Below are 20528 nucleotides of genomic sequence, written 5' to 3' on the forward strand. Positions count from 1 at the left end.
CTTCAGAACCGGTCTGCTCAGAACCAGTCAGTGCAGATGGGGTGGTTGCCGTGGTCGTCGTACTGGCAGGCGTGGGACTGGAGGTCGGCGTCCTGGATCATGGCCGTCCACTGGGAGTAGGTGCCGGTGGGGATGAAGGAGTAGCCGAAGTACCGGTTGTTCATGACCTCGTACTTGAAGAACGGCACGGGGTGTTGCACCCGGGCCCAGGCGGTGCGGCAGTACGGGCTGTAGCGCAGTTCGACGCCGGTGTACGTGGTGTGCACGGTCTTCGCGTCGTCCTGGCAGACGGTGTCGGCGGGGTCCAGGCCGTCGCACAGGTCCGTACGGCACCAGGTGGCCGCGGACGAGGGCGAGGCCGCTCCGAGGACCACTCCCGACGCGGCGAGGAGCAGTGAGGCAGCGAGCGGGGCGAGGCGCCGGGTGAGGGTGCGCCCGGCGGCCGGTTTCCTGCCGGCGGCCATCAGTACTTGGCCGTGCAGTTGTAGCCGCCGTCGTCGCCGAGGTTGTCGCAGGCCCGGGACCAGAGGTCCTTGTCGTCAACCATCGCGGTGTAGTAGGTCCCCGACGCGTTGCTCGGGATGTCCACGGAGTACGTGCGGCCCTTCGAGTTCTCGGCCCAGATCGTGTCCGTGGCGCCGTTGATCCCGCCCACGCGTCGCGCCCAGGCCGCACGGCAGGTGGGGCTGTAACGCAGCTCGACGCCGCTCCAGGTGGTGTCGATCGTTCTCGCGTCGTTCGCGCAGACCGTGTTGGCGGGATTGAGGCCGTTGCAGCCGGGCCCGAGGCAACTGGTCGCGGCGGAGGCGGGCGAGGCGGTGCCGAACAGCAGGCCGGAAACGGCGAGCGCCAGGACGGCGCCGCTCGTGCCGAGACGGCGGGGCAGGGAGGGCATGCGGAACTCCGTTGTCTTCAGAGGGAGTTGGAGAGAGAAAGCCGTAGCCGGCTGGAGAGGCGGGCTCGGATGCCGAGCCCGTTCAATCTCCAACGCCGCCCCGCGTCCCGACAACCGTCCCGCGTCCAGGGGACGTCCCAGAGACGGCCGTGCCGTCGGCCGGGAATCCGTTGGCATCCGGCCCCGGGCTGCTGATGCCTGATCAACCGTCGCGGTGGGCGGTCAGGTGGCCGACCATGAGGTGTGCGATTCGACTCCGTTCCCATGCCGGCGACCGTCGAGGCCAGACCTCGTGACAGCCGTGGCTATCCCGTCCCCGCCATCACGCCGTGGGAGGGCGACGAGCCCCAGTTCGCGCTCACCGACTACGGCCGAAGCACGGAGTGCGCGAGACAGCGTCTGTGTTCCGTCTGCAACACCCTGATGCCCAGGGGGCCTGTGTGGCGGGTGGTCGGCGGCGCGGAGAGTTCCGCGATCCGCGAGGCGCTTGCCGCCGGGCGGCCGTACCGCAACCTGGCGGCGACACTGGAGGCTCCGGGGCACCGCGCGTGCATGCTCTACGCCTCGATGGTCTGCCCGTACCTGGCTCGCCCCAACGCGCGGCGGGGGCTGACAGCACAAAGCCCGGACGACATGACCGCGCATGTCGTCCGGGGCGCTGTTCGCGGTGATATGGGTGCCGTGGTGGGGTACGGCGACTACGAGTTCGCCGTCACCAAGACCAAGGTCCTGTTCCGTTTCCTCGATGTGGTCGAGTATCTGCCGCACGACACGGCCGACCAGCACCTGCCGGAGCTCCAGGCCGAACTCGCCCGCTCCGGCGGCCGGTTGGACGGCCGGTCGGACGGCGGTCAGCCGCGGTAGGCGGGCAGGCCGGTGTGCTTGGAGACCTTGACGGGACTGCCGAATCCGTGGGCGCCCTTCGTGATGGTGTACGTACCGCTCGGGGCGCGGAAGGCGATGGTCTTGCCGTTGGGCGACCAGGTGGGCTCGGTGCAGTCGGTGGTGGCGTGGGGAGTGACGTCCTTGATGACGTTGGTGGAGCCGCCGAAGTCCTCGACGAAGAGGTGGTCGTGTCCGTGGACGGAGCGGACGAAGACGACCTCTTCGTTGTCGGGGGAGAGCGCGGGCTCGGAACCCTTGGTCAGCGCGCCGCCTTGCTGCCGCAGGTAGTCGTCGCGGATGTAGACCTCGCCGGTGTGGGTGTTCTCGTAGACGGATGAGCCGTAGCTGCCGCCGACGTTCGGCCAGGTGTTGTTGGTCTGGGGGACGTTGTGCTCCCCGTCGCCGTTCAGGCTGATCCTGGCCGGCCTGCCGTGGTTGCTGGTGGCCTTGACGCCCTCCAGGACGGTGCTGCCGTGGATCTTGGCCGAGAAGATGAGGTTGTTCTTCGCGGGGACCTGGTTCGCCCGGTCGGCGGCGGTCACCTGCCAGGTGGGGTGGGACCAGGTCTGCCCGCCCGGGTTGGCGGCGACGGTGAGGCGGTGGCTGCCGTCCGGGTTGGAGACGACGAGGTTGCCGTGCCCGTCGATGAAGGCGGCCTTGCTGCCGCTGGGGTTCCAGGCCAGGTCACGGACGGCGGTGCCGAAGTCGATCGACTTGCCGTTGACCACGACGTGGCGGGTGCCGTTGCTGATGGTGAGTCCCCTGGGCACGGTGAGCGTGTGGGCGGACGCGGCCGCGGCGACCATCGCGGCGCTGCCCCTGGCGTGGGCGCCGAAGGAGGGGGCGGCCGGAGCGGCCATCGCGGTGGCGGCGGCCGTACCGGACAGGGTGAGCAGTGCGGCGGCACCCGCGGTGAAGACGGCTGCGGCGCTCCGACGGTTACGAGCGGACACTTAGGTTCCCCCAGGGATGTGAATGACGCTGCGACCAGAGTTTCGCGGGAACCGCCCGCCGTCCCCGGAACCGGAACCGGTCCGCTCGGCTTGCTGCCCTTCGCTGTACAACGGAGTCTTCCCACAGAGGGTGACGGAGCCATGCGCTCACCGTCACAATTGTGCAATAACGGGTCGGATGACATGAAGAAACGTGGCCCGCCCCAGATCAGCCGTCGGGGCACGCCGTAGGGGCACGGCGTCGGGGCGCGGTCGGGGCGCGGTCAGGGTTCGCTCAGGGGCGTTCCCTGATGATCCGGGCTGTCGGGCTGGAAGAGACTCTTGGCCGGGCCGTTCGACCGCCGGTCCCACCGCCACCACCCTGGAGAGCCTCACTGTGAACTTCTCTGCCCTCAGCCCCCGTTGGTCCGCCGTGGCGGCGTCCGGCGCCGTGCTGGTCGCCCTGGCCGCGGGTATGGCCGCTCCCGCCTCCGCCGCCACCCCGGCTCCCGTGCCCGCCACGGCGTCCGGCGCGCCGTTGCCCGCGCTCGACCCGGCCAAGCTCCGGGCGGCCATCGGTGGCCTGCCGGACGCGGACGTCACCGGCGCGCTGCTGCGGATCACGGGTCGCGCGGGCCACTGGTCGGGCACCTCCGGCGTGGGCGACCTGGAGACGGGTCAGGGCGTTCCGCCCGACGCGCACATCCGGATCGGCAGTATTTCCAAGGTCTTCACCGCCACCATCGTTCTCCAGCTCGCCGCCGAGCACCGCATCGACCTGGACAAGCCGGTCCAGCAGTACCTGCCGGGGGTCCTGCCCGCCGGCCTCCCGCCCGTCGAGGTCGGCCAGTTGCTCAACCACACCAGCGGCCTGCCGCGCGGCGCCGACAACCCCGACTTCGGCGACGGCAGTCCCGAATGGTTCGCCGCCAACCGCCTCAAAAGCTTCACACCGCAGCAGGTGATCGACCTGATGGCAGGCCGGCCGATGCAGTTCGCACCGGGCACCGCGCAGCAGTACAACGGGATGAACTACTACGTCGCCGGTCTCCTGGTCGAGAAGATCACCGGGCACACCTTCGCCCACGAGGTGCGCTCCCGCATCACCCGGCCCCTCGGACTGCACGACACCCAGGTCCCCGACGCCGACGACCCGCGCCTGCCCGGCCCGCACTCCCACGGCTACCTGACGGTCACCTCCCCGGACGGCACCTCGCATCCGGTGGACGTCACGGAGCAGAGCCCCTGGCCCTGGGCCGAGGGCGGCATGATCTCCACTCCCGCCGACCTCGACCGTTTCCTGACCGCTCTCTTCCGCGGCCGTTTCCTCCCGCCGGCCCAGCAGGCCGAGCTGTTCACCGTCCCGGACGTCCCCAGCTTCCACAGCAGCCAGTGCCGCACCCAGGCCGACGCCGGCCGTGCCTGCATGACCATGGGCATCATGAGGGTGACGGCATCCAACGGTGTCGTGGTCTGGGGCAAGACCGGCTCCCGCCCCGGCTACACCAGCGGCGTCTTCGCCACTCGCGACCTCTCCCGCAAGCTCGTCTACTCGGTCAACCCGACCAATCTCAACGGCACCGAGATGCGCTCCATCCAGCAGATCGCCGCCGCCTCCTTCGGCCCCTTGGTCCCGGCCACGAACTGACCCCTCCGAAGAGCATTTCGCCTGCGATCGGCCCGCTCCGGACGGCGTGAGCCGGGTGCATGAGTTGCTGTCCGGGACCCGTCACCTGGAACCACGAAGGCGCCGGGCACACTCTGCGGTGTTGTAGTCCCTTTGAGACGAGGACGAGCCATACATGATCACGCTCACCAAGGAAGACGGCCCGGCAGACCTGGACGGAGTGACCCACCTGTCCATCGGGGTCTCCTGGGATCCCACCGCCGGCAGCAGCGGCGGGGTGATGGGCAAGCTTCGCCGCAAGAAGGGCACCGACCTCGACCTGATCGCCATCGCCATGCAGGGCGGGGACCCGGTCCGCCTCGCGGGTCTCGACTCGCTCGACCCCATGGGCAACGGCTCGCTGGTCCACAGCGGCGACAACCAGACCGGCCACGGCGACGGCGACGACGAGACGGTGACCGTCGAGTTCGCCCGCATCCCGCCCAACATCACGGCGATCGTGTTCGTCGCCGCCGCATACAAGAAGGGCAGTTCCTTCCAGCTGGCGCGCAACATCAGCTTCAAGGTCTACGACGCGACCGGGGGCAGCGCTCAGCAGGTCGCCGACATCTGGCCGAGCCTGCTCACGAAGGACAACGGCTGCGCCGTGGCCAAGGCGGTGCGGATCGGCGGCACTTGGAAGCTTGAGGTCATCAACACGACGGGCAGGATCAAGCAGGGTGACGAGCACGCCCTGATGCGCTTCGCTGTCAGCAAGTAGGAGTACGCCGGCGTTCGAGGTCAGAGCGGTGTCGCTGCGTGCGGCAGGAGTAGCAGTGTGACGGCCGAGTTGGCGGAGAGCGTCGCCGACAGGAGGGCTCCGGTGGTGGCAGTCCATTTTGCGGCCCCGGCGTCGCCCTCTCGTGACCGTCCGTCGGTGCCGCGGCAGCTTGCCCGGATCGTCCACCGCCCGCGACTCGCGCCACGCCACCAGCGCTGCGGGCGGCCCCGACCGGTCATTCAGGGCGCCGCAGTTCCGGGTGCGAGGTGTCGCCGACACGACGGCTTGCAGATGCGCACCCGGTGTACTCGTGGGGCCGTACGAGTCACAGCGGATGCCAGGCCGCTCTCCGACCGTGCGACCGCACCCGGCCGAAGACCACGTCCGCGAAGTGGATGCCGAAGCCGAGGGTGTCCGGGCGCAGGAGTTCGGAGATCAGGCGGCGGCGATGGAGCTCCGACCGGGCGGGGTCGGCGTCGGAGGTGGCGGACCACTCGGGGTGCCGTATCTGCAGGGGGGAGAGCATGGCGTCGCCGAAGGCGAGCAGGCGGACGCCGTGGGAGGCGATGACGAAGCCTGTGTGACCGGCGGTGTGGCCGGGCAGGGCCACGGCGTGGACGCCGGGGAAGATCTCGTCGCCGGCGAGCACCAGACGCGTCCGGGCTTCGAGGGCCGCCACCATGGGGTCGCAGTGATCCCATTCGGCCTTGGGGATGACGAAGGTGGCCCGGGTGAACAGGGGCGGGTCGACGCAGGCCCAGCCGGTGTGGTCGGGGTGGAGGTGGGTGAAGGCCACCGTCTCGATGTCGTTGGGCGACCGCCCGAGCAGGGCCAGATTGCCGGGCAGCGAGCCGCCGTGCACCGCGCCCCGGTCGGGGTGGTCGGGGTCCTCCGGTACCGCGCGCGGGCCGAACCCGGCGTCGATCAGCAGCGCCCGGGTGCCGTGCTCGACGAGCAGGCCGCCGGTGTTGGCGACGAGTCGGCGGGTGTCGTTGAGATAGGCGCCGTACCTGCTCCAGTGGCGGTCGACGGTCGCGGGCAGACTGCCGGCCGGCTTCAGCAGCATCGCCCCGTCGGGCACGTAGCTGACCCTGATCTCCCCCACGCGCAGGGTACGCACGGCCGAGGGCCTGCGCAGTCGGCTGTCGTTCACGGATGGTCTCCTCGCGGGCGGCGAAGGCGCCCGGCGCGGCGCGGATACGGGGACGGCGCGGATACGCGGACGGCGCGGACGGTTCCGGCGGGCGGTGCCGTATGTGCCGGACACGGGACGGCTTAGGCCGTGGTCCGCTTGCGCAGTACGGCGCCGACGAGCAGGGCACCGGCGAGGGCGACGACACCGGCCGTGACCATGCCCGCGTGCAACCCGCCCAGGATGTCGGCGCGGGACGGCGTGGCACCCGACGAGAGGGCGCTCGTGCGGGCCGCGGCGATCGCGCTCAGACCCGAGACACCGATCGCGGCCACATACTGCGGCAGCTGCGACAGACCGCCGACGACGCCCTGGTCCTCCTCGGTCACGCCCGTCGTCATCACGGTGATGAAGGAGACGACGCTGAAGACGTGGCCGAGTCCCATGACGGAGGAGGTGACGAGCAGGGCGGCCAGGTTCACGTCCTGCGGCAGGGCGAACATCGAGACCGTGCCGACGCCCTGGATGAGCAGACCCGCGGTGAGTACCTTCACCCCGCCGAATCGGCTGAGCAGCTTCGCGACGTACATGCCGCCGAGGGTCGCGGCCGCGCCCTCGCCGAGGTAGCTCAGACCCGCCTGAAGAGCGGTGAAGCCCAGCACGTCCTGCATGTACAGGCTCAGCAGCACGGTCGTACCGGCGCACATCCCGAAGGTGATGACACCGAACAGCCCCGACCACTTCACGGAGGGCCGGTTCAACACGGACAGCGGCACCAGCGGCTCCGGGTGGCTCCGCTCGACCAGCAGGAACGCGGCCAGCATCACCAGGCCGCCGACGATCGGGCCGAGCGCCGCGGGACGGGTCCAGCCCTCGTCACCGCCGGTGGAGATGCCGTAGACCAGGCCGAACAGGCCGAGCGTGGCCAGGATCGCGCCCGGGATGTCCATCCGGCGGGCGGCACCGGACTCGTGGATCGCCGGCAGGGCCAGCGCGCCGGCCAGCGCCAGGGCGCCCATCACGCACAGCGCGACCATGGTCCAGCGCCAGCTGAAGCCGTTGGTGATGACACCGCCGCCGAGGGCGCCGAACACGAAGCCCAGCGACATGACGGCGCCGTTCAGGCCCAGGGCGCGGGCGCGCTTGGGGCCCTCCTGGAAGTAGCCGGTCATCAGGGCGATGGCGGACGGGGCGATCATCGCGGCGGCGGTGCCCTGGCCGATGCGGGTGGCGATCAGCATGCCGGGGCTGTTGGCGAGGGCGGCGCCGAGCGAGAACAGGGTGAAGACGGCGACGCCGAGGGTGAACAGCCGCTTGCGGCCGATCAGGTCGGCGACCCGGGCGAACAGGGGCAGCAGGCTCGCCGACGGCAGCAGGCTGGCGGTGGCCACCCACTGCAGGGTGCCGGCCGAGGAGAAGCCGAGAGCGGTGCCGATGTCGGGCAGGGCGACGGTGACGATGGAGAAGTCCAGGCCGCACATGAAGGTGGCGCAGCACAGAGTGATCAGCACCAGCCACTCGCGTGCTCCGAGGACGCCGTCGGCGGCGGGCCCGGGTGGTGCGGCGACCTTGTGCGTGGCGTTGGCGGGAGGTGAGGATTCGGTGACGGCCATGAGCGGTCCTTCCTGGTGATCTCGCTGGCATGTCCAGCTTCGAATCGGGGGACCTGCGCAACAAGGACGATCTGTGCAACGATCGATTCGCTGGGCTCATCGTTCGAGGTCGCGGAAGTGAGGGGCGCGGGAGAACCGGTCATGGAACGCCAGGAGATCGAGATTTTCCTGACCCTCGCGGAAGAGCTGCACTTCGGGCGGACCGCGGAGCGCGTGGGTGTCTCACAGAGCAGGGTCAGCCAGACCGTGGCCCGGCTGGAGCGCCGTATCGGTGCCAAGTTGTTCGACCGCACCAGCCGCCAGGTCACCCTCACGCCCATCGGGGAACAGCTCGGGGACGATCTCGCGCCCGCGTGGCGAGGGGTCGAGGAGGCCGTCGCCAGGGCCATGGCGGCCGGGCGGGGGATCACCGGCTCGCTGCGGATCGGTTTCTCCGGCGCGTTCACGGGCCATCTGCTGCACAGCATCGCCGAGGTCTTCGGGCGTCGCTATCCGGGTGTGGACGTGCAGATACGACAGGTGCAGATCTCGGACCCCTACGGTCCCCTGCGTGCGGGGGACGTCGAGCTCCAGGTCACCGAACCTCCGCTGGCCGAGCCGGATCTGACGCTGGGTCCGGTGCTGGTGTCGCAGCAGAGGGTGCTGCTGATGTCGTCCGCGCACCCGTTCGCGCGGCGGGAGTCGGTGAGCGTGGAGGAGCTGGCGGAGGCGACGCTGCTGACGGTGGCCGGGAACGTGCCGACGCACTGGCTGGACCACCACTTCCCGCGGCAGACGCCGTCGGGGCGGCCCATCCCGCACGGGCAGGCCATGACGCACTGGGAGGACGCGCTCTCCCTGGTTCTCGCGGGCAAGGGCGTCACACCGGTGGCGGCCGCCGGCGCGCACTACTACAGCCGTCCCGGCCTGGTCTTCAAGCCGCTCACGGACGCCCCGGGAATCGACTACGCCTTCGTCTGGCCCACCGGCCACGAGACGGCCCGGCTACGGGCCTTCGTCCAGGTGGCCATGGAGCGGGTACGCGCGGCGGGCGGCCCTTCGCGGGCCGTGGAGAGCCTGTGGACGGACGAGGGCACCGGCAACTAGGGCCCGTCCGGCGGATCGGGCCGGCTGGAAGGGGCTGGTGCAGCGAGAGTGCGTGCCGGGCGTCGCGCGGCTGGGGCCGGGGGGACCCCCAGAGCACGCGCCGGACGCCGCGCGGCCGCCCTTCGGGCGACGACGCCACTTTCCGCAACCGACCCTAGGGGCGGCGCGGCGTCGGCGTCACCGCAGGGCCCCCGCGCCCGCAGCCGAGAGATAGCGCTGGTCGGGGTTGTCCTGGAGCATCACGTGGTGGAGCGTCGTGGTGGAGGGGGACGGGGGGATGCCGAGGTCGTCGGTCATACGGCGGTGCAGGGACTGGTAGACCTCCAGCGCGGTGGCCCGGCGGCCCGAGGCGTAGAGCGCCCGCATCAACTGGGTGTGCAGGTTCTCGTGGTACGGGTGTTCGGCGACCAGAGCGATGGCCTCCCCGACCGCCTCCTGGAAGCGTCTGCACAGCAGCAGCGCATCGATCCGCACCTCGCAGGCCGCGAGGTGCGCCTCGTTCAGCACCCGCGCCTGCACGGTGAGCCGACTGCCGTGCCGGACGTTCCCGAAGGGTGCCCCGCGCCACACGGCCAGTGCTTCTCCGAGCACCTCGGCGGCGGCGTGCGCCTCGCGCCTCTGCAGCAGGCCACGGGCATCGAGGACCAGCTGCTCGAAGCGGGGACGGTCCCATTCGTCGGGCCGCAGGCGCAGCACGTAGCCGTTGCCGTCGGTGACCAGCCGGTGTTCGGCGATCTCACGGGCGCTGGTGCCGGTGCCGGCGGCCAGCGCCTTGCGTATCGCCCCGATGTACGTCTGCAGGGCGGTGGTGGCGGTGCGGGGCGGCTCGCCGTCCCACACCTCGCTCAGCAGCGCCGGCACGGACACACGGTGGTTGGCCTTCGCCATGAGCAGGGCGAGCACCTGCCGCTGCTTGGGCGCGCGGGGGGTGACGTCACGCCCCTGCTCGCGGATGTCGATCGGTCCAAGGACACGGAACTCCACAGCCCCTCCTCAAGGTTGGGTGTCACCGGATGGCGAGCGGTGTACGGGCGAACGGATCGGCGGGAGCCCCGCGTCGCTGCGGGGTTCCCGTGGTGCTGTGGGGGGAAGGGCCGTCGATCGGCGGTCGCCGACCGGCATACGGCGGTCAGCTGTCGCCCGGGGCCAGGCACACCTCGTGCCCGAGCCTGCGATGCGCCGAGGCGATGGAGACCAGCGTGGCGTGGCGGTGCCAGCCGGGGTAGGACCGCCCCGCGAAGTCGTGCAGGCCCAGTTCGGCCTCCGCGATCCCGACCCGAGCGGCGGTGGCGGAGCCGATGACCGCCAGGGCCTGTTGCGAAAGTCCCGTCGTCCGCCCGTAGGGCGGGCCCTGCGGCGGCATGGGGGTCCCGTCGTTCGGGCTGCGCCGAGAGTGGGGGAGCGTGTTCTCGGCATGCCGGGTGCAAGCCCTCGTACCGGACGTACTCGGGCCTGTGTCCGGTGCGGCGAGAGCATGTGCCGGGCGTCGCGGGGCTGGGGGCACCCCCTCTGGGGGAGGGACTTTCGCAACACGCCCCGGGGTCAGGGCGCGCCACGCCGGGGGCAGGTTGGTCAGCCAGATCCGGTCGGGCTGTGGGCGTGCGCCGGTCCAGACGCCGACCAGCAGGGCCGGGCGGTTCAGTGCCGGCAGCAGCACCCGTACGGTGCCGATCCGGGGCCGCCCGGGGGCGAGGGGGGCGGTGACGGCGGGCTGGGCGTGTCGCCGCAGCAGGGCGCCCGCCGGCTCCGGGGCTGCGTGGAGTGCTGCCGTATCGGCCGGGTGGGGCGCGGCGGCCGGGGCGAGCGACAGGGGCAGGCTGTCGGGCACGCCCACGACCCAGTCCAGACCGCGGGCCCCAAGGCCCTCGATCACGACCACGGCGTCGATGTGACCGTCGGTGTGGACGACCACCGGCGGCATCTCGGGTGTGATCCGCGGCAGTTGGTCGGCGAGGGCGAGGCACAGATCGGCCGCGGTGGCATGACCGGTCGGCTCGGGGATGCGGGCCTGGTGCCGCAGCGCGGCGTCCTCGGTCCAGCGGCGAGGCAGGTACAGCCGCCAGTCCACGGAGAGGTCGCCGAGATCGCCGGAGAGGAACGCGCCCACGGCGAGCTGGCAGTTGACGGTACGTCCGAAGGCGGGCACGAAGCGTCGGTGGACGCCGGCGGACAGCTCGCCCCGCTTGGGGATGACCACGGGGGACAGCGTCCAGGCGTGCGCGGCGGTGTGCTCGGCGACCCAGCGGGCGAGCTCGGCGCGGACCGGGCGCCACCGCCAGGCGCTGTCGTTGACGAACTGCTGCAGCGACTGGGCCGCCGTCGGGGACGGCGTCACCGAGGCCGCTATGCGCCGCAGCGACTTCTTGCCCTGGGTGGCCAGAAGTCCCTTCAAGTAGACGCCGGCCCAACGCCGTTGGTCGGCCCGCGGCAGATGGGCGAAGAGCCGCTGGGCCGGCGGGACGTGCTCTGTGGCCGGATGCATGGACGGACTCCTCTCTCCCGGTCAGCCGCAAATATACAGAACATTCTCTATGTTTCTAGGCCGAGCGCCGGGAAGGCGGCGATGAGGAGGGTCGTGCGGCGATGCACTCAGCGGCTCTGAGCTGCGGCGCGAGTGGCGCGCCCGGCGGTGGACCGGGCACGGAAAATTCCGTACTACGCGTGGAGCGTGTCGATCGAGCGATACGGCACGTGTGCGGAACTGCGCATTCAGTGAGGGTCGTTGGGGGCGAGAAGGGTGCCCAGCGCCTTCAGGGCCTGGGTCAGGCCCTCCTCGGGACCGTCGCCGGTGATCGTGCGCACCGCGTCCGGGGCGGTGGCGGCGGCTTCGACGCCGAGCAGGACGTGGGAGAGCAGGGAGGCGGCCGCCAGCGGGGTCAGCCCGCCGTCCAGGCGCTCCTCGCGCCAGGCCCGCTCCAGCGCCTCGCGCAGGCCGGGGGCCCAGGAGTCGTACCAGCCGTGGTCGGCGGCGTGCCCCTCGCGGGTGAGCCGGGCGGCCGCACGGATGCTCTGCGTGGTGCGCAGGGCGTCGGCCAGTGTCAGCACCTCGTCGAGTACGCCCCGCAGTCCCGGTGCGGGGGCGGTGTCGAGCATCACCTCGCGGGTGGCGGTCGTGCCCGCTTCCTGGACGGCGTCGGCCAGGGCCGACTTGCTGGGGAAGTGGAAGGTCAGTGCGCCCATGGTGACACCGGCCGATCTGACGATCCGGTGCAGGGAGGTGCCGTCGTAGCCGTGCTCGGCGAATTCGGCGGCCGCGGCCCTGACGATCCGCTGACGGGTCTGCTCGGCCCTCTCCTGTCGCGCCACGTGTGCTCGCACCTCCTCCCGCCCCCGTGCGCCGCGGTCGGCCCGCGACGGCACCACCATAGGTCAAGAAATTCCCAAGAGATCCGGAAAACGAGCAGCTCGGAACGTTCTTGGCAGGTTGGCCGGTAACGACTGCCCAATCCGGCTGACGGTCTGCCAGGTGCCTGTTTGACTGGCCGTCATGATCGAACAAGCGTGCGTAATGAGCGACCGTGTAGTCATGATCACCGGAGCTTCGTCGGGCATCGGCGCGGCGGCGGCACGTCTCTTCGCCGAGCACGGCGCGGCCGTCGTGCTCACGGCACGCCGCCAGGAGCAACTCGCCTCGGTGGCCGAGGAGATCGAGGCCAAGGGCGGCCGGGCGGCGTATGTCACCGGCGACATACGCCGTGGCGAGGACGTCGAACGGGTCGTGGACACCGCGGTGGAGCGCTTCGGCCGCCTCGACGCCGCCTTCAACAACGCCGGCCACGCGACGCTCGGCGTCGATCTGCACGAGATGTCGGACGACGACTACGACACCGTCATGGACGTCAACGTCCGGGGCGTGTGGAACTGCATGCGCCACCAGATCCGCGCCATGCTCGGCACCGGTGGCGGCACGATCGTCAACACCGCGAGCGTGGCCGGCCTCATCGCCACCGGCGTGGGCGCGCCCTACGTGGCCGCGAAGCACGCGGTGATCGGCCTCACCAAGGCCGCGGCGGCCTCGTACGGGGACCGGGGCATCCGGGTCAACGCCCTGGCCGTGGGCAGCACGTTCACCGAGATGATGGAGTCGGTCGTCGAGCAGATGCCGGGCGTGGAGCAGGCGTTCTTCGCGCGTGCCGTCCAGAAGCGGTTCGCCGCCCCGGTCGAGGTGGCGCAGGCGGCGCTGTGGCTGTGCAGTGGTGCGTCGTCCTTCGTGACCGGCGCGACGGTCCCGGTCGACGGCGGCACGCTGGCCGTCTGAGATGTCGTACGACTGTCCGGGCGGCCGATGGGCCGCCCGTGGCCGCTTCCACCAGCGGCGTCCGGACGGCCCAGGGAACGAGAGGGCCCTAACGGGCCGTCGGCACCGGTTCGTCGGCCCCCGTCGGCCACAACGTGCCGTCCGTCGCCTCCTCGTCCACCGTGCGCAGCAGCGTGTCGTCGATCTCGTCCAGTCCGTCCACCAGATGGCGTGCCCCGGCCTGACGCATCAGCTCGGCCTGGTGGCTGTGCTCGAACCGGCTGGGTCGGCCGATGAACGGTGCCCCGAGGGCCCTCGCCGCCTCGGCGACCCGGGCCACGTCGTCGATGAAGAGCACCTGCCCGTGCTCCAGCCCGAAGTGCGCGGTGATCTCCCGCAGTCCGGGGCGCACGTCGTTGGTGCAGATGTAGGAGGGAGGGGTGAACAGCCCGGCATACGCCCCGAGATGCTCGTCGAAGTGGGACTTGGCCAGACCGCCGTAGCAGACCACGTCGAGCCCGGCGGCGCGCAGTCGCCGCAGCAGTGCCCCGGTTCCCTCGGTGACCTCCACGGGGTGGTCGGCGAGGTAGGCGGCACGCTCCTCGAAGTAGGCGGCCAGGGCCTCCTCGCCGGTCAGCGCCTGCGGCACCGCGGCCGCCATGGCGCGGCCGGCGTCGGCCTGCCGCTGCGAGAAGACGCGGCGCTCGACATCGGCCGAGTAGACGCCGCCGCGGCGGGTGACGAACCGGTGGATGAGCGGGCTGAAGGTGTCGTTGAGCAGGACGCCGTCGATGTTGACGGCCGCCAGTCTCAACGTGTGGAGTCGGTTGGTCATGATCGGGTTCCCTCCCCTTGGCCGGGCGCGCTCACGGACGTCCAAAGGGACCGAGCGCGCTCCTCGCTGTTCTCCATCCGGTCGAGAGCCGGGTCGGCGGCGACGCTGGGCAGCAGCAGGCGCCACATGTTCACCGTGCGGCGGGGGAGGTCGGCCCGCCTGGAGACGACTTGCGCGTACTCCTGCATGCCGGTGCACGCGCCGACGACGAACTCGGCCAGCTCCTCGATCCGCACGTGCTCCCGCAACTCGCCCTGGGCGCGCGCCACTTCGAGGCAGTCCTCGAAGCTGCGGGCCCAGACCGTGTACGGCGTGGCGTCCTGCAGGCCGAAGGCGGCCTGCTCGCCGGTGAGCCGGACGCCGGCCCGCAGCAGCGGGTCGGCCTGGAGCGAGTGCGACCAGATGAGGGTGATGTCCACCAGGCGCTGCAGGCCGGTCGTGGGCACATGCGGCTCGATGGTGCTGCGCTGGGCGTTCATCACCTCCATCGCGAGGCTCTGCTTGTCCTTGAAGTGGAAGTACAGGGCCCCCGCCGTCACGCCCGCACGCTGCAGGATCTTGTTGATCCCGGCGCCGGCGTAGCCGTACTCGTCGAAGACCTCCGCGGCCGCCTTCAAGAGCTGCTCTCGGGTCTGAATCGCGCGCTCCTGCTTGAGTGCGCGATTCGTGTTCGCTCGTGCCATGGCTGCACCCCGGTCTCGACAAGAAAAAGAACGTCCTCTATGTTACTGGCTGTGGTGCGGCTCCGCCAGTTCGTGGGAGCAGCGCATGTCGATGCGGGAAAACAGGGGGATTCCACATGAACGAGATGGTGACGGCTGCTGGTTCGAGATCGGCCCGGGTCGCGAAGGCCCTCGTCCACAAGCACGACGCAGGCCAGGTACTGCTCTCGGGCCTGAAGCGCCTGGCGGAGGACGAGTTCCTGGTCGCGGCCGACTGGACGGACACCGGCGATCTCCTGGCCACCGGGGACCGCCGCGAGGACGGCGCCGTACTGCTCACGGAAACGATTCGGCAGGCCTTTCCGCTGCTGTCGCACGCCGGTTACGACGTCCCGTTCGGCCACCGTCTGCTCTGGAGCGAGTACCGCTACGCGCTCAACCTCAGGACGCTGCGCGAGGCGGGCATCGGCGGCCGGCCCGATCTGCACATCCGCTGCTACGACGTGGTCCGCCGCCGCGGCCGGGTCTCGGCCCTGTCCCTGAACATCACCGTGCTGCGCGACGGCGAGCAACTGGCCACCGCCCACACCCGGTTCACCATTCAGCCGCCCGCCATCTACGAGCGGCTGCGCGGCTCCTGCGGCGACGCCCACCGCATGCTGGAGCTGGCCCGCAGCCGCCCGCTGCCGCCCCCGGTCTCCGGCGCCGGCGAGGAGTTCCGGGACGTGGTGCTCTCACCCACCGACGCGACGGACCGCTGGCAGCTGCGGGTCGACACCCACCACCCGATGTACTTCGACCACCCCAGCGACCACGCCCCGGGCATCCTCCTGCTGGAGGCGGCCAAGCAGGCCGTGCGCACCCTGCGGCACCCCCGGGTCGGAGTCGCCGAGGCGATGGAGACCGTCTTCCACCGCTACGTCGAACTCGACTCCCCCTGCTGGGTGGACGCACAGCAGCTGCCCGACGATCAACTCGGCCGTGCGCGTTTCCTGGTGACGATGCATCAGGAGGGCATGCTGTGCTTCACCGCACTGGTGTCGGTCGCGAAGGAGCAGACCGGCTGACGTCCATCACCCGGCCGACCCCCGGCAGCGTGCCTCCGCCCACCCGGGCGACATGGGCGCCGAGCACCATGTCGTCGCCGACGGCGACGGGATGGCCCACGGAGCGCAGGAGGTCGAGGTCGGAGGCGTGATCGGCGTAGGCGGCGGCGCGCGACGGGGACACCGCGCGCCGCCGCATCAGCGTGCGCGCCAGCCGGCCCTTCTCGACGCCGATGACCGGGCGCTCCACCAGACCCGTGCAGTACCCGCCGACGTACTCCGGCTCGCTGCACAGGATCTCGTCGGCGCCGAGCAGCTCCGCGACCGGCTCCAGACACGGCCGGAACGAGCCCGACACCAGCACGGTCAGCGCGCCCTTTTCCCGGTGCCGGCGCAGGGCGGACACCACCGGCTGATGCAGCAGCGTGCCGGTGGCCAGCTCCGCGTCGAACCAGGCGCGGCCGTGTGCGAACAGCTCCTCGCGCGGGCGGTCCGCGTACAGGCGGTAGTACTCACGGTTGGTGACCAGCCGTGAGACACCCGCCGCCGACCTGCGTCGCAGCGTGCCTGCCGCCTCCTCGTAGGCGGACGGCGGCAGACCGCGTTCGCGGTAGTGGAACTCCAGGAAGCGGAACATGCTCTTGACGTTGATCAGTGTCTCGTCGACGTCGAAGAAGGCGATCTCGACGGGGGCGTTCGGTGAGCCGGGGACAGCGGTCATGGGGTACGGCCTTCCGTGCGGGTGGGAGGGGGAAGCCGGGCGGCGGCCCCACCTGGGGGGAGGGGGAGGAGCCGCCGCCCGGCGGGATCAGACGGACGCGGGGACCGGCGCGGTGGGGCGGGAGGCCAGGTAGGTGCGGGTGCCCTTGCCGGGCGTCTTACGGCCCAGATGCCCCGCGGCCACCAGCTGCCTCAGCAGGGGGGCGGTCTCCGGTGCCCGGCAGCGCGGGTCGGCCTGGAGCCGGCGCTGCACCTCCAGAGCCACATCGGCGCCGACCGTGTCGAGCAGCCGTACCGGACCGATCGGCTGGCCGCCCACGGTCCGCGCGGTCGCGTCCAGCGCCGCGGTCGTCGTCTCGCCCGCGTCCAGCAGTTCGAGAGCCTGGTTCAGATACGGGAAGAGCAGCGCGTTGACGATGAAACCGGCCCGGTCGCCGCACTGCACGGTCTGCTTGCCGAGCCGTTCGGCCACCGCGCGGGCACGGGCCAGGCTGTGCTTGCTGGTGCCCTTCGCCGGGACCAGCTCCACCAGGCGCATCACCGCAGCCGGGTTGAAGAAGTGCAGGCCCAGCACGTCCGCGGGACGGCCCGCCGGCTCGGTGCAGGCGGCCACCGGCAGGCTGGAGGTGGACGTGGCCAGCAGGGTGCGCGGCGCGCAGACCGCGCCCAGCTCGGCGAAGAGCCGCCGCTTGACCTCCAGGTCCTCCACCACGGCCTCGACGACGATGTCCACCGTGCCCAGCACCGAGCGGTCCGCGGTCGCCCTGAAGCCGCCCCGCCCTCCCTCCTCGTCGGTGCGCCCCAGCGCGAACTCCACGCGTTCCGCGGCGCCTTGTGCCTTCTCCTCGGTCCGGGCCAGCAGTGTGGTGTCGAAGCCGCCGCGCACGAAGGACTCCGCGATGCCGGTGGCCATGGTCCCGGAGCCCACGACCACCACCCGGCGGCCGGGCGCGGCGGTCGGCTCGGCCGGCCGGCGCGGCCCCTCGCCCAGGTCGTGGCGGTGGAAGCCGTGGCCCGTCTTGCGGCCGAGCGCGCCCCGGGCGATCAGTTCGTCGAGGACCGGGGCCGGCGCCGGGTGCCCGTCGGCCGTCTCGGTGAGGCGGGAGAGCAGGTCGCGTGCCGTGTCCAGGCCGATCGCGTCCAGCACGGCCAGCGGACCCTCGCGCCAGCCGCAGCCCAGCCGCAGCGCGGTGTCGATGTCCTCGGCGGTGGCGTATCCGTCGTGGACCATCCACGCGGCCCGGTTCAGCAGGCCGAGCAGCAGGCCGGGGGCGAGCGAGCCCGGCCGGTCGACGACCTGGTGCGCCGTGATTCCGGCCGCCGTCAGTATCTGTTCCACCCGCTCGGCCGCCGCATCCCCGGCGCCGGGAGCGCGGGCGATCTCCACGGCGTCCAGGTCGTCCGCGCGCAGGAAGCGCAGCGCGAACAGGTCCGGGCCCGCGGCCTCTTCGAGGTCGGCGAGCGGCGTGGTCAGCGCGGTGGTGAGCACCGGGGTACCGGGCCTGATGCGCTGTCGCACCTTGGCCAGCACCAGCCGCTTCAGTGCCGCCGGTTCCGGTACCGCCTCGATGACCAGGTCGGCCGCGGTGACCCCCGCCGGGAAGCGGGTCACCGTGCGGGGGCGCTCGGACGGGCTCAGTTCCTGGGCGCGGACCAGGGCCGCCGGGTCGTCGTCGACGCCGACGACGGTGAGCCCCGCGCCGGCCAGTCGGCGCACCAGGGTCAGTCCGGTGCCGCCCAGACCGACGACGGCCACGGTGTACGGGGACGGCGCGGGGGCGCCGTCCGGCTGATCGGGCATGGTGTGCTCCTGCTTGTCGAGGGAGGACGTGCGGTCAGTAGCGGCTGCCGGTGGCGGCGGGGGCGGTGTCCAGGTCCCGCACATCCCGCTCGGTCAGGCGCAGTTCGGCCGCCGCCAGGTTGTCCGCCAGATAGCGGGGCTGTTTGGTGCCGGGGACGGGGACGACGTGGTCGCCCTGGGCGAGGGTCCAGGCCAGGGCGACCTGGGCGGCGGTGGCGCCGTGCCGGGCGGCGACCTTCTCCACCGCGTGCGTGATGCGCAGGTTGGCGGTGAACGCCGTCCCCGCGAAACGGGGGTTGGTGGCCCGGAAGTCGCCGGCCTCGAAGTCCTCGGGCCGGGTGTAGCGGCCGGTGAGGAAACCCCGGCCCAGCGGTGCGAACGGCACGAAGGCGGCGCCGTGTTCGGCGCACCAGCCGGAGATCCCGGAGTCGGGGTCGAGCGGTTCCCTTGTCCACAGGGACAGTTCGGACTGCACCGCCGCCACCGGATGGACGCGGTGGGCGGCGTCGGCCTGCTCCCGGGTCACCTCCGACAGCCCGAGGTGGCGCACCTTGCCCGCGCGCACCAGCTCGGACAGCGCGCCCCAGGACTCCTCCAGCGGTACGGCGGGGTCGACGCGGTGCAGGTAGTACAGGTCGATGACGTCGACGCCGAGCCGCCTCAGGGAGGCGTCGGCCGAGCGCCGGATGTGCTCGCGGGAACCGTCGCGGCTCAGGGTGCGGGTGGTGAGGTCGTCCACGACGATGCCGGTCTTGGTCGCGACCACGGCGTCGCCACGGCGTCCGGCGAGGGCGCGGCCGACGAGGATCTCGTTGTGACCCGCGCCGTAGGCGTCGGCCGTGTCCAGCAGAACCGGCCCGGCGTCCAGGGCTTGCCGGATCACCGCGACCGAGACCGTGTCGTCGCGCTGGGACTCGGCATAGCCCCAGCTCATTCCCATGCACCCGAGGCCGACGGGGTGGACGTCGAATCCGGTCGGGCCGAGGCCACGCGTGTTCACGTGAACTTCCTTCCTGTCAGGGGGGATTGGAGGGGCCGGGGTGCGGGACACCCCGGCCCCGTCAGGCCGCGGCGGTGAGGACCAGGGCGGCGTTGTGCCCCCCGAACCCGAGGGACGTGCTCGCGGCGACGCTCATCCGCCGGTGCCGCGCCGCGCCGGTGACGACGTCGATGTCGACGTCGATCGCCGGGTCCAGCGACTCGACGTTGGCGGTGGGCGGCATGGCGCCGTGGTACAGCGCCAGCGCGGTGTACGCGGCCTCCACGGCACCCGCCGCGGCGAGGGTGTGGCCGGTGACGCCCTTGGTGGAGGTGACCGCCGCGCGGTCGCCGAGCACCGAGTGCAGGGCACGGGCCTCCGTGAGGTCGTTCATCGGGGTGGACGTGCCGTGTGCGTTGACGTGCTCCACTTCGTCGGGGAGCACTCCGGCGTCGTCCAGGGCGGCCCGCAGCGCCCGCGCCAGGCCCTCGCCCTGCGGGTGCGGGGCGGTGGCGTGGTGCGCGTCGGACGTGGCGCTGAAGCCGGCGATGTCCGCATAGCGCCGGGCGCCCCGGGCGGTGGCGTCGGCGCACCGTTCCAGTACCAGGATCGCCGAGCCCTCGCCGGCCACGAAGCCGTCCCGGTCCGCCGCGAACGGGCGGGACGCCGCGGCCGGTTGGTCGGTACGGCCCGACAGCGCGCCCATCCGGGACAGCCCGTTGAGCGTGCCGGGGCTGATCGCCGACTCGGTGCCACCGGCCAGGACCACGTCGCACAGCCCCGACAGCAGCCATTCGCGGGCCGTGCCGATCGCGGACGCCCCCGACGCGCACGCGGTCGCCGTGACCAGGCTGGGACCGTGGATGCGCAGGTCCATCGCGACGTATCCGGCGACCATGTTGACCATGCTCATGGGGATCATCAGCGCCGACACGTCCTCGGGGGTGCCCTCCGAGTACGTGCGCAGCTGCTTCTCCAGGGTGGCCGCGCCGCCCAGCGAGTTGCCGATGACCACACCCACCCGGGTGCAGTCCCAGGACCCGGTGTCCAGGCCGGAGTCGGCGACCGCCTGCCGGGCGCTGACCACGGCGAGCTGGGTGAAGCGGTCCAGCTTCCAGGCGGTGCGCCGGCCCAGCTCGGCCGTGGGGTCGAAGCCGGGAACCCGACAGGAGATGTCGACCTTCTCGCCCTTCAGCTCGGGGTCGGTGGCCCCTGCGGAGACGCCGGACAGCACCCGCCGCCAGTTCTCCTCGACTCCGATGCCGGCCGGTGTGACCAGGCCCATGCCGGTGACCGCGACTCCGCGGCCCCGGGCCAC

At 71.8% G+C, this 20528-nt stretch carries 20 protein-coding genes; 6 read left to right on the plus strand and 14 right to left on the minus strand.

Annotated elements, in window-relative coordinates; genetic code table 11:
* Positions 1-17: 17 nt before the first annotated feature.
* Both OG870_RS24610 and OG870_RS24615 read right to left on the minus strand, forming a co-directional pair.
* Complete coding sequence (locus OG870_RS24610) at positions 18-464, minus strand: DUF2690 domain-containing protein (protein WP_266582871.1); 447 nt, start codon at positions 462-464, stop codon at positions 18-20.
* Positions 464-895: a DUF2690 domain-containing protein gene (locus OG870_RS24615; RefSeq protein WP_266582869.1), complete on the minus strand. Its 432-nt coding sequence runs from the start codon at positions 893-895 to the stop codon at positions 464-466. Before OG870_RS24615 ends, OG870_RS24610 begins: the two co-directional genes overlap by 1 nt.
* A 264-nt stretch (positions 896-1159) precedes the next feature.
* Between OG870_RS24615 and OG870_RS24620 the strand changes: the two genes are divergently transcribed.
* The gene (locus OG870_RS24620; protein ID WP_266582867.1) at positions 1160-1759 is read left to right on the plus strand and encodes a hypothetical protein; all 600 of its coding nucleotides are present in this window, start codon (positions 1160-1162) and stop codon (positions 1757-1759) included.
* Here the strand turns inward: OG870_RS24620 and OG870_RS24625 are convergent.
* Positions 1747-2733 (minus strand): TolB family protein, encoded by a 987-nt coding sequence (locus OG870_RS24625; RefSeq protein ID WP_327691440.1) that lies wholly within the window; start codon positions 2731-2733, stop codon positions 1747-1749. The two genes, OG870_RS24620 and OG870_RS24625, sit on opposite strands and share 13 nt — an antisense overlap.
* 376 nt (positions 2734-3109) lie before the next feature.
* On the opposite strand from OG870_RS24625, the gene OG870_RS24630 reads away from it, so the two are divergent.
* Together OG870_RS24630 and OG870_RS24635 are read left to right on the plus strand one after the other, a co-directional pair.
* The gene (locus OG870_RS24630; protein ID WP_266582865.1) at positions 3110-4360 is read left to right on the plus strand and encodes a serine hydrolase domain-containing protein; all 1251 of its coding nucleotides are present in this window, start codon (positions 3110-3112) and stop codon (positions 4358-4360) included.
* Positions 4361-4514: 154 nt separating this feature from the next.
* Positions 4515-5099 (plus strand): TerD family protein, encoded by a 585-nt coding sequence (locus OG870_RS24635; protein ID WP_266518367.1) that lies wholly within the window; start codon positions 4515-4517, stop codon positions 5097-5099.
* Positions 5100-5424: 325 nt separating this feature from the next.
* Here OG870_RS24635 and OG870_RS24640 read toward each other — a convergent pair whose 3' ends face one another.
* Positions 5425-6252: an MBL fold metallo-hydrolase gene (locus OG870_RS24640; protein WP_266518368.1), complete on the minus strand. Its 828-nt coding sequence runs from the start codon at positions 6250-6252 to the stop codon at positions 5425-5427.
* A gap of 122 nt (positions 6253-6374) precedes the next feature.
* Positions 6375-7844 carry an MFS transporter gene (locus OG870_RS24645; protein WP_266518370.1) on the minus strand — a complete coding sequence of 490 codons (1470 nt, stop codon included), beginning with the start codon at positions 7842-7844 and terminating at the stop codon, positions 6375-6377.
* 141 nt (positions 7845-7985) lie between these two features.
* On the opposite strand from OG870_RS24645, the gene OG870_RS24650 reads away from it, so the two are divergent.
* A complete protein-coding gene (locus tag OG870_RS24650) occupies positions 7986-8930 on the plus strand; it encodes a LysR family transcriptional regulator (protein WP_266518372.1) in 945 nt (314 codons plus the stop codon).
* A gap of 177 nt (positions 8931-9107) precedes the next feature.
* Here OG870_RS24650 and OG870_RS24655 read toward each other — a convergent pair whose 3' ends face one another.
* The 3 genes from OG870_RS24655 to OG870_RS24665 form a co-directional block, all read right to left on the minus strand.
* Entirely contained in the window at positions 9108-9914 is an 807-nt protein-coding gene (locus tag OG870_RS24655; RefSeq protein ID WP_327691442.1) for an AfsR/SARP family transcriptional regulator, read from the minus strand.
* Positions 9915-10059: 145 nt separating this feature from the next.
* Entirely contained in the window at positions 10060-11412 is a 1353-nt protein-coding gene (locus OG870_RS24660) for an IS701 family transposase (RefSeq protein ID WP_266582861.1), read from the minus strand.
* A 227-nt stretch (positions 11413-11639) separates the two neighbouring features.
* Entirely contained in the window at positions 11640-12236 is a 597-nt protein-coding gene (locus OG870_RS24665; protein ID WP_266518377.1) for a TetR family transcriptional regulator, read from the minus strand.
* Positions 12237-12417: 181 nt separating this feature from the next.
* On the opposite strand from OG870_RS24665, the gene OG870_RS24670 reads away from it, so the two are divergent.
* Positions 12418-13188: an SDR family NAD(P)-dependent oxidoreductase gene (locus OG870_RS24670; RefSeq protein ID WP_266518379.1), complete on the plus strand. Its 771-nt coding sequence runs from the start codon at positions 12418-12420 to the stop codon at positions 13186-13188.
* Positions 13189-13276: 88 nt separating this feature from the next.
* Here the strand turns inward: OG870_RS24670 and OG870_RS24675 are convergent, their stop codons facing one another.
* Both OG870_RS24675 and OG870_RS24680 read right to left on the minus strand, forming a co-directional pair.
* Positions 13277-14002 (minus strand): HAD family hydrolase, encoded by a 726-nt coding sequence (locus OG870_RS24675; RefSeq protein ID WP_266925522.1) that lies wholly within the window; start codon positions 14000-14002, stop codon positions 13277-13279.
* A complete protein-coding gene (locus OG870_RS24680) occupies positions 13999-14685 on the minus strand; it encodes a ScbR family autoregulator-binding transcription factor (RefSeq protein ID WP_266839211.1) in 687 nt (228 codons plus the stop codon). Before OG870_RS24680 ends, OG870_RS24675 begins: the two co-directional genes overlap by 4 nt.
* Before the next feature lie 116 nt (positions 14686-14801).
* Here OG870_RS24680 and OG870_RS24685 point away from each other — a divergent pair, with 116 nt between their 5' ends.
* Positions 14802-15731, plus strand: a complete 930-nt coding sequence (locus tag OG870_RS24685) for a ScbA/BarX family gamma-butyrolactone biosynthesis protein (RefSeq protein WP_266582857.1) — start codon at positions 14802-14804, stop codon at positions 15729-15731.
* Here OG870_RS24685 and OG870_RS24690 read toward each other — a convergent pair.
* The 4 genes from OG870_RS24690 to OG870_RS24705 form a co-directional block, all read right to left on the minus strand.
* Entirely contained in the window at positions 15691-16431 is a 741-nt protein-coding gene (locus OG870_RS24690; protein WP_266518387.1) for an HAD family hydrolase, read from the minus strand. The genes OG870_RS24685 and OG870_RS24690 overlap by 41 nt on opposite strands.
* A gap of 87 nt (positions 16432-16518) precedes the next feature.
* Positions 16519-18231: a 3-hydroxyacyl-CoA dehydrogenase family protein gene (locus OG870_RS24695; protein ID WP_266925525.1), complete on the minus strand. Its 1713-nt coding sequence runs from the start codon at positions 18229-18231 to the stop codon at positions 16519-16521.
* Positions 18232-18265: 34 nt separating this feature from the next.
* A complete protein-coding gene (locus OG870_RS24700) occupies positions 18266-19231 on the minus strand; it encodes an aldo/keto reductase (RefSeq protein WP_327691444.1) in 966 nt (321 codons plus the stop codon).
* Positions 19232-19292: 61 nt separating this feature from the next.
* The gene (locus OG870_RS24705; RefSeq protein ID WP_405663909.1) at positions 19293-20528 is read right to left on the minus strand and encodes a beta-ketoacyl-[acyl-carrier-protein] synthase family protein; all 1236 of its coding nucleotides are present in this window, start codon (positions 20526-20528) and stop codon (positions 19293-19295) included.

Origin of the sequence: Streptomyces sp. NBC_00461, from assembly GCF_036013935.1 — a bacterium.
Lineage (GTDB): Bacteria > Actinomycetota > Actinomycetes > Streptomycetales > Streptomycetaceae > Streptomyces.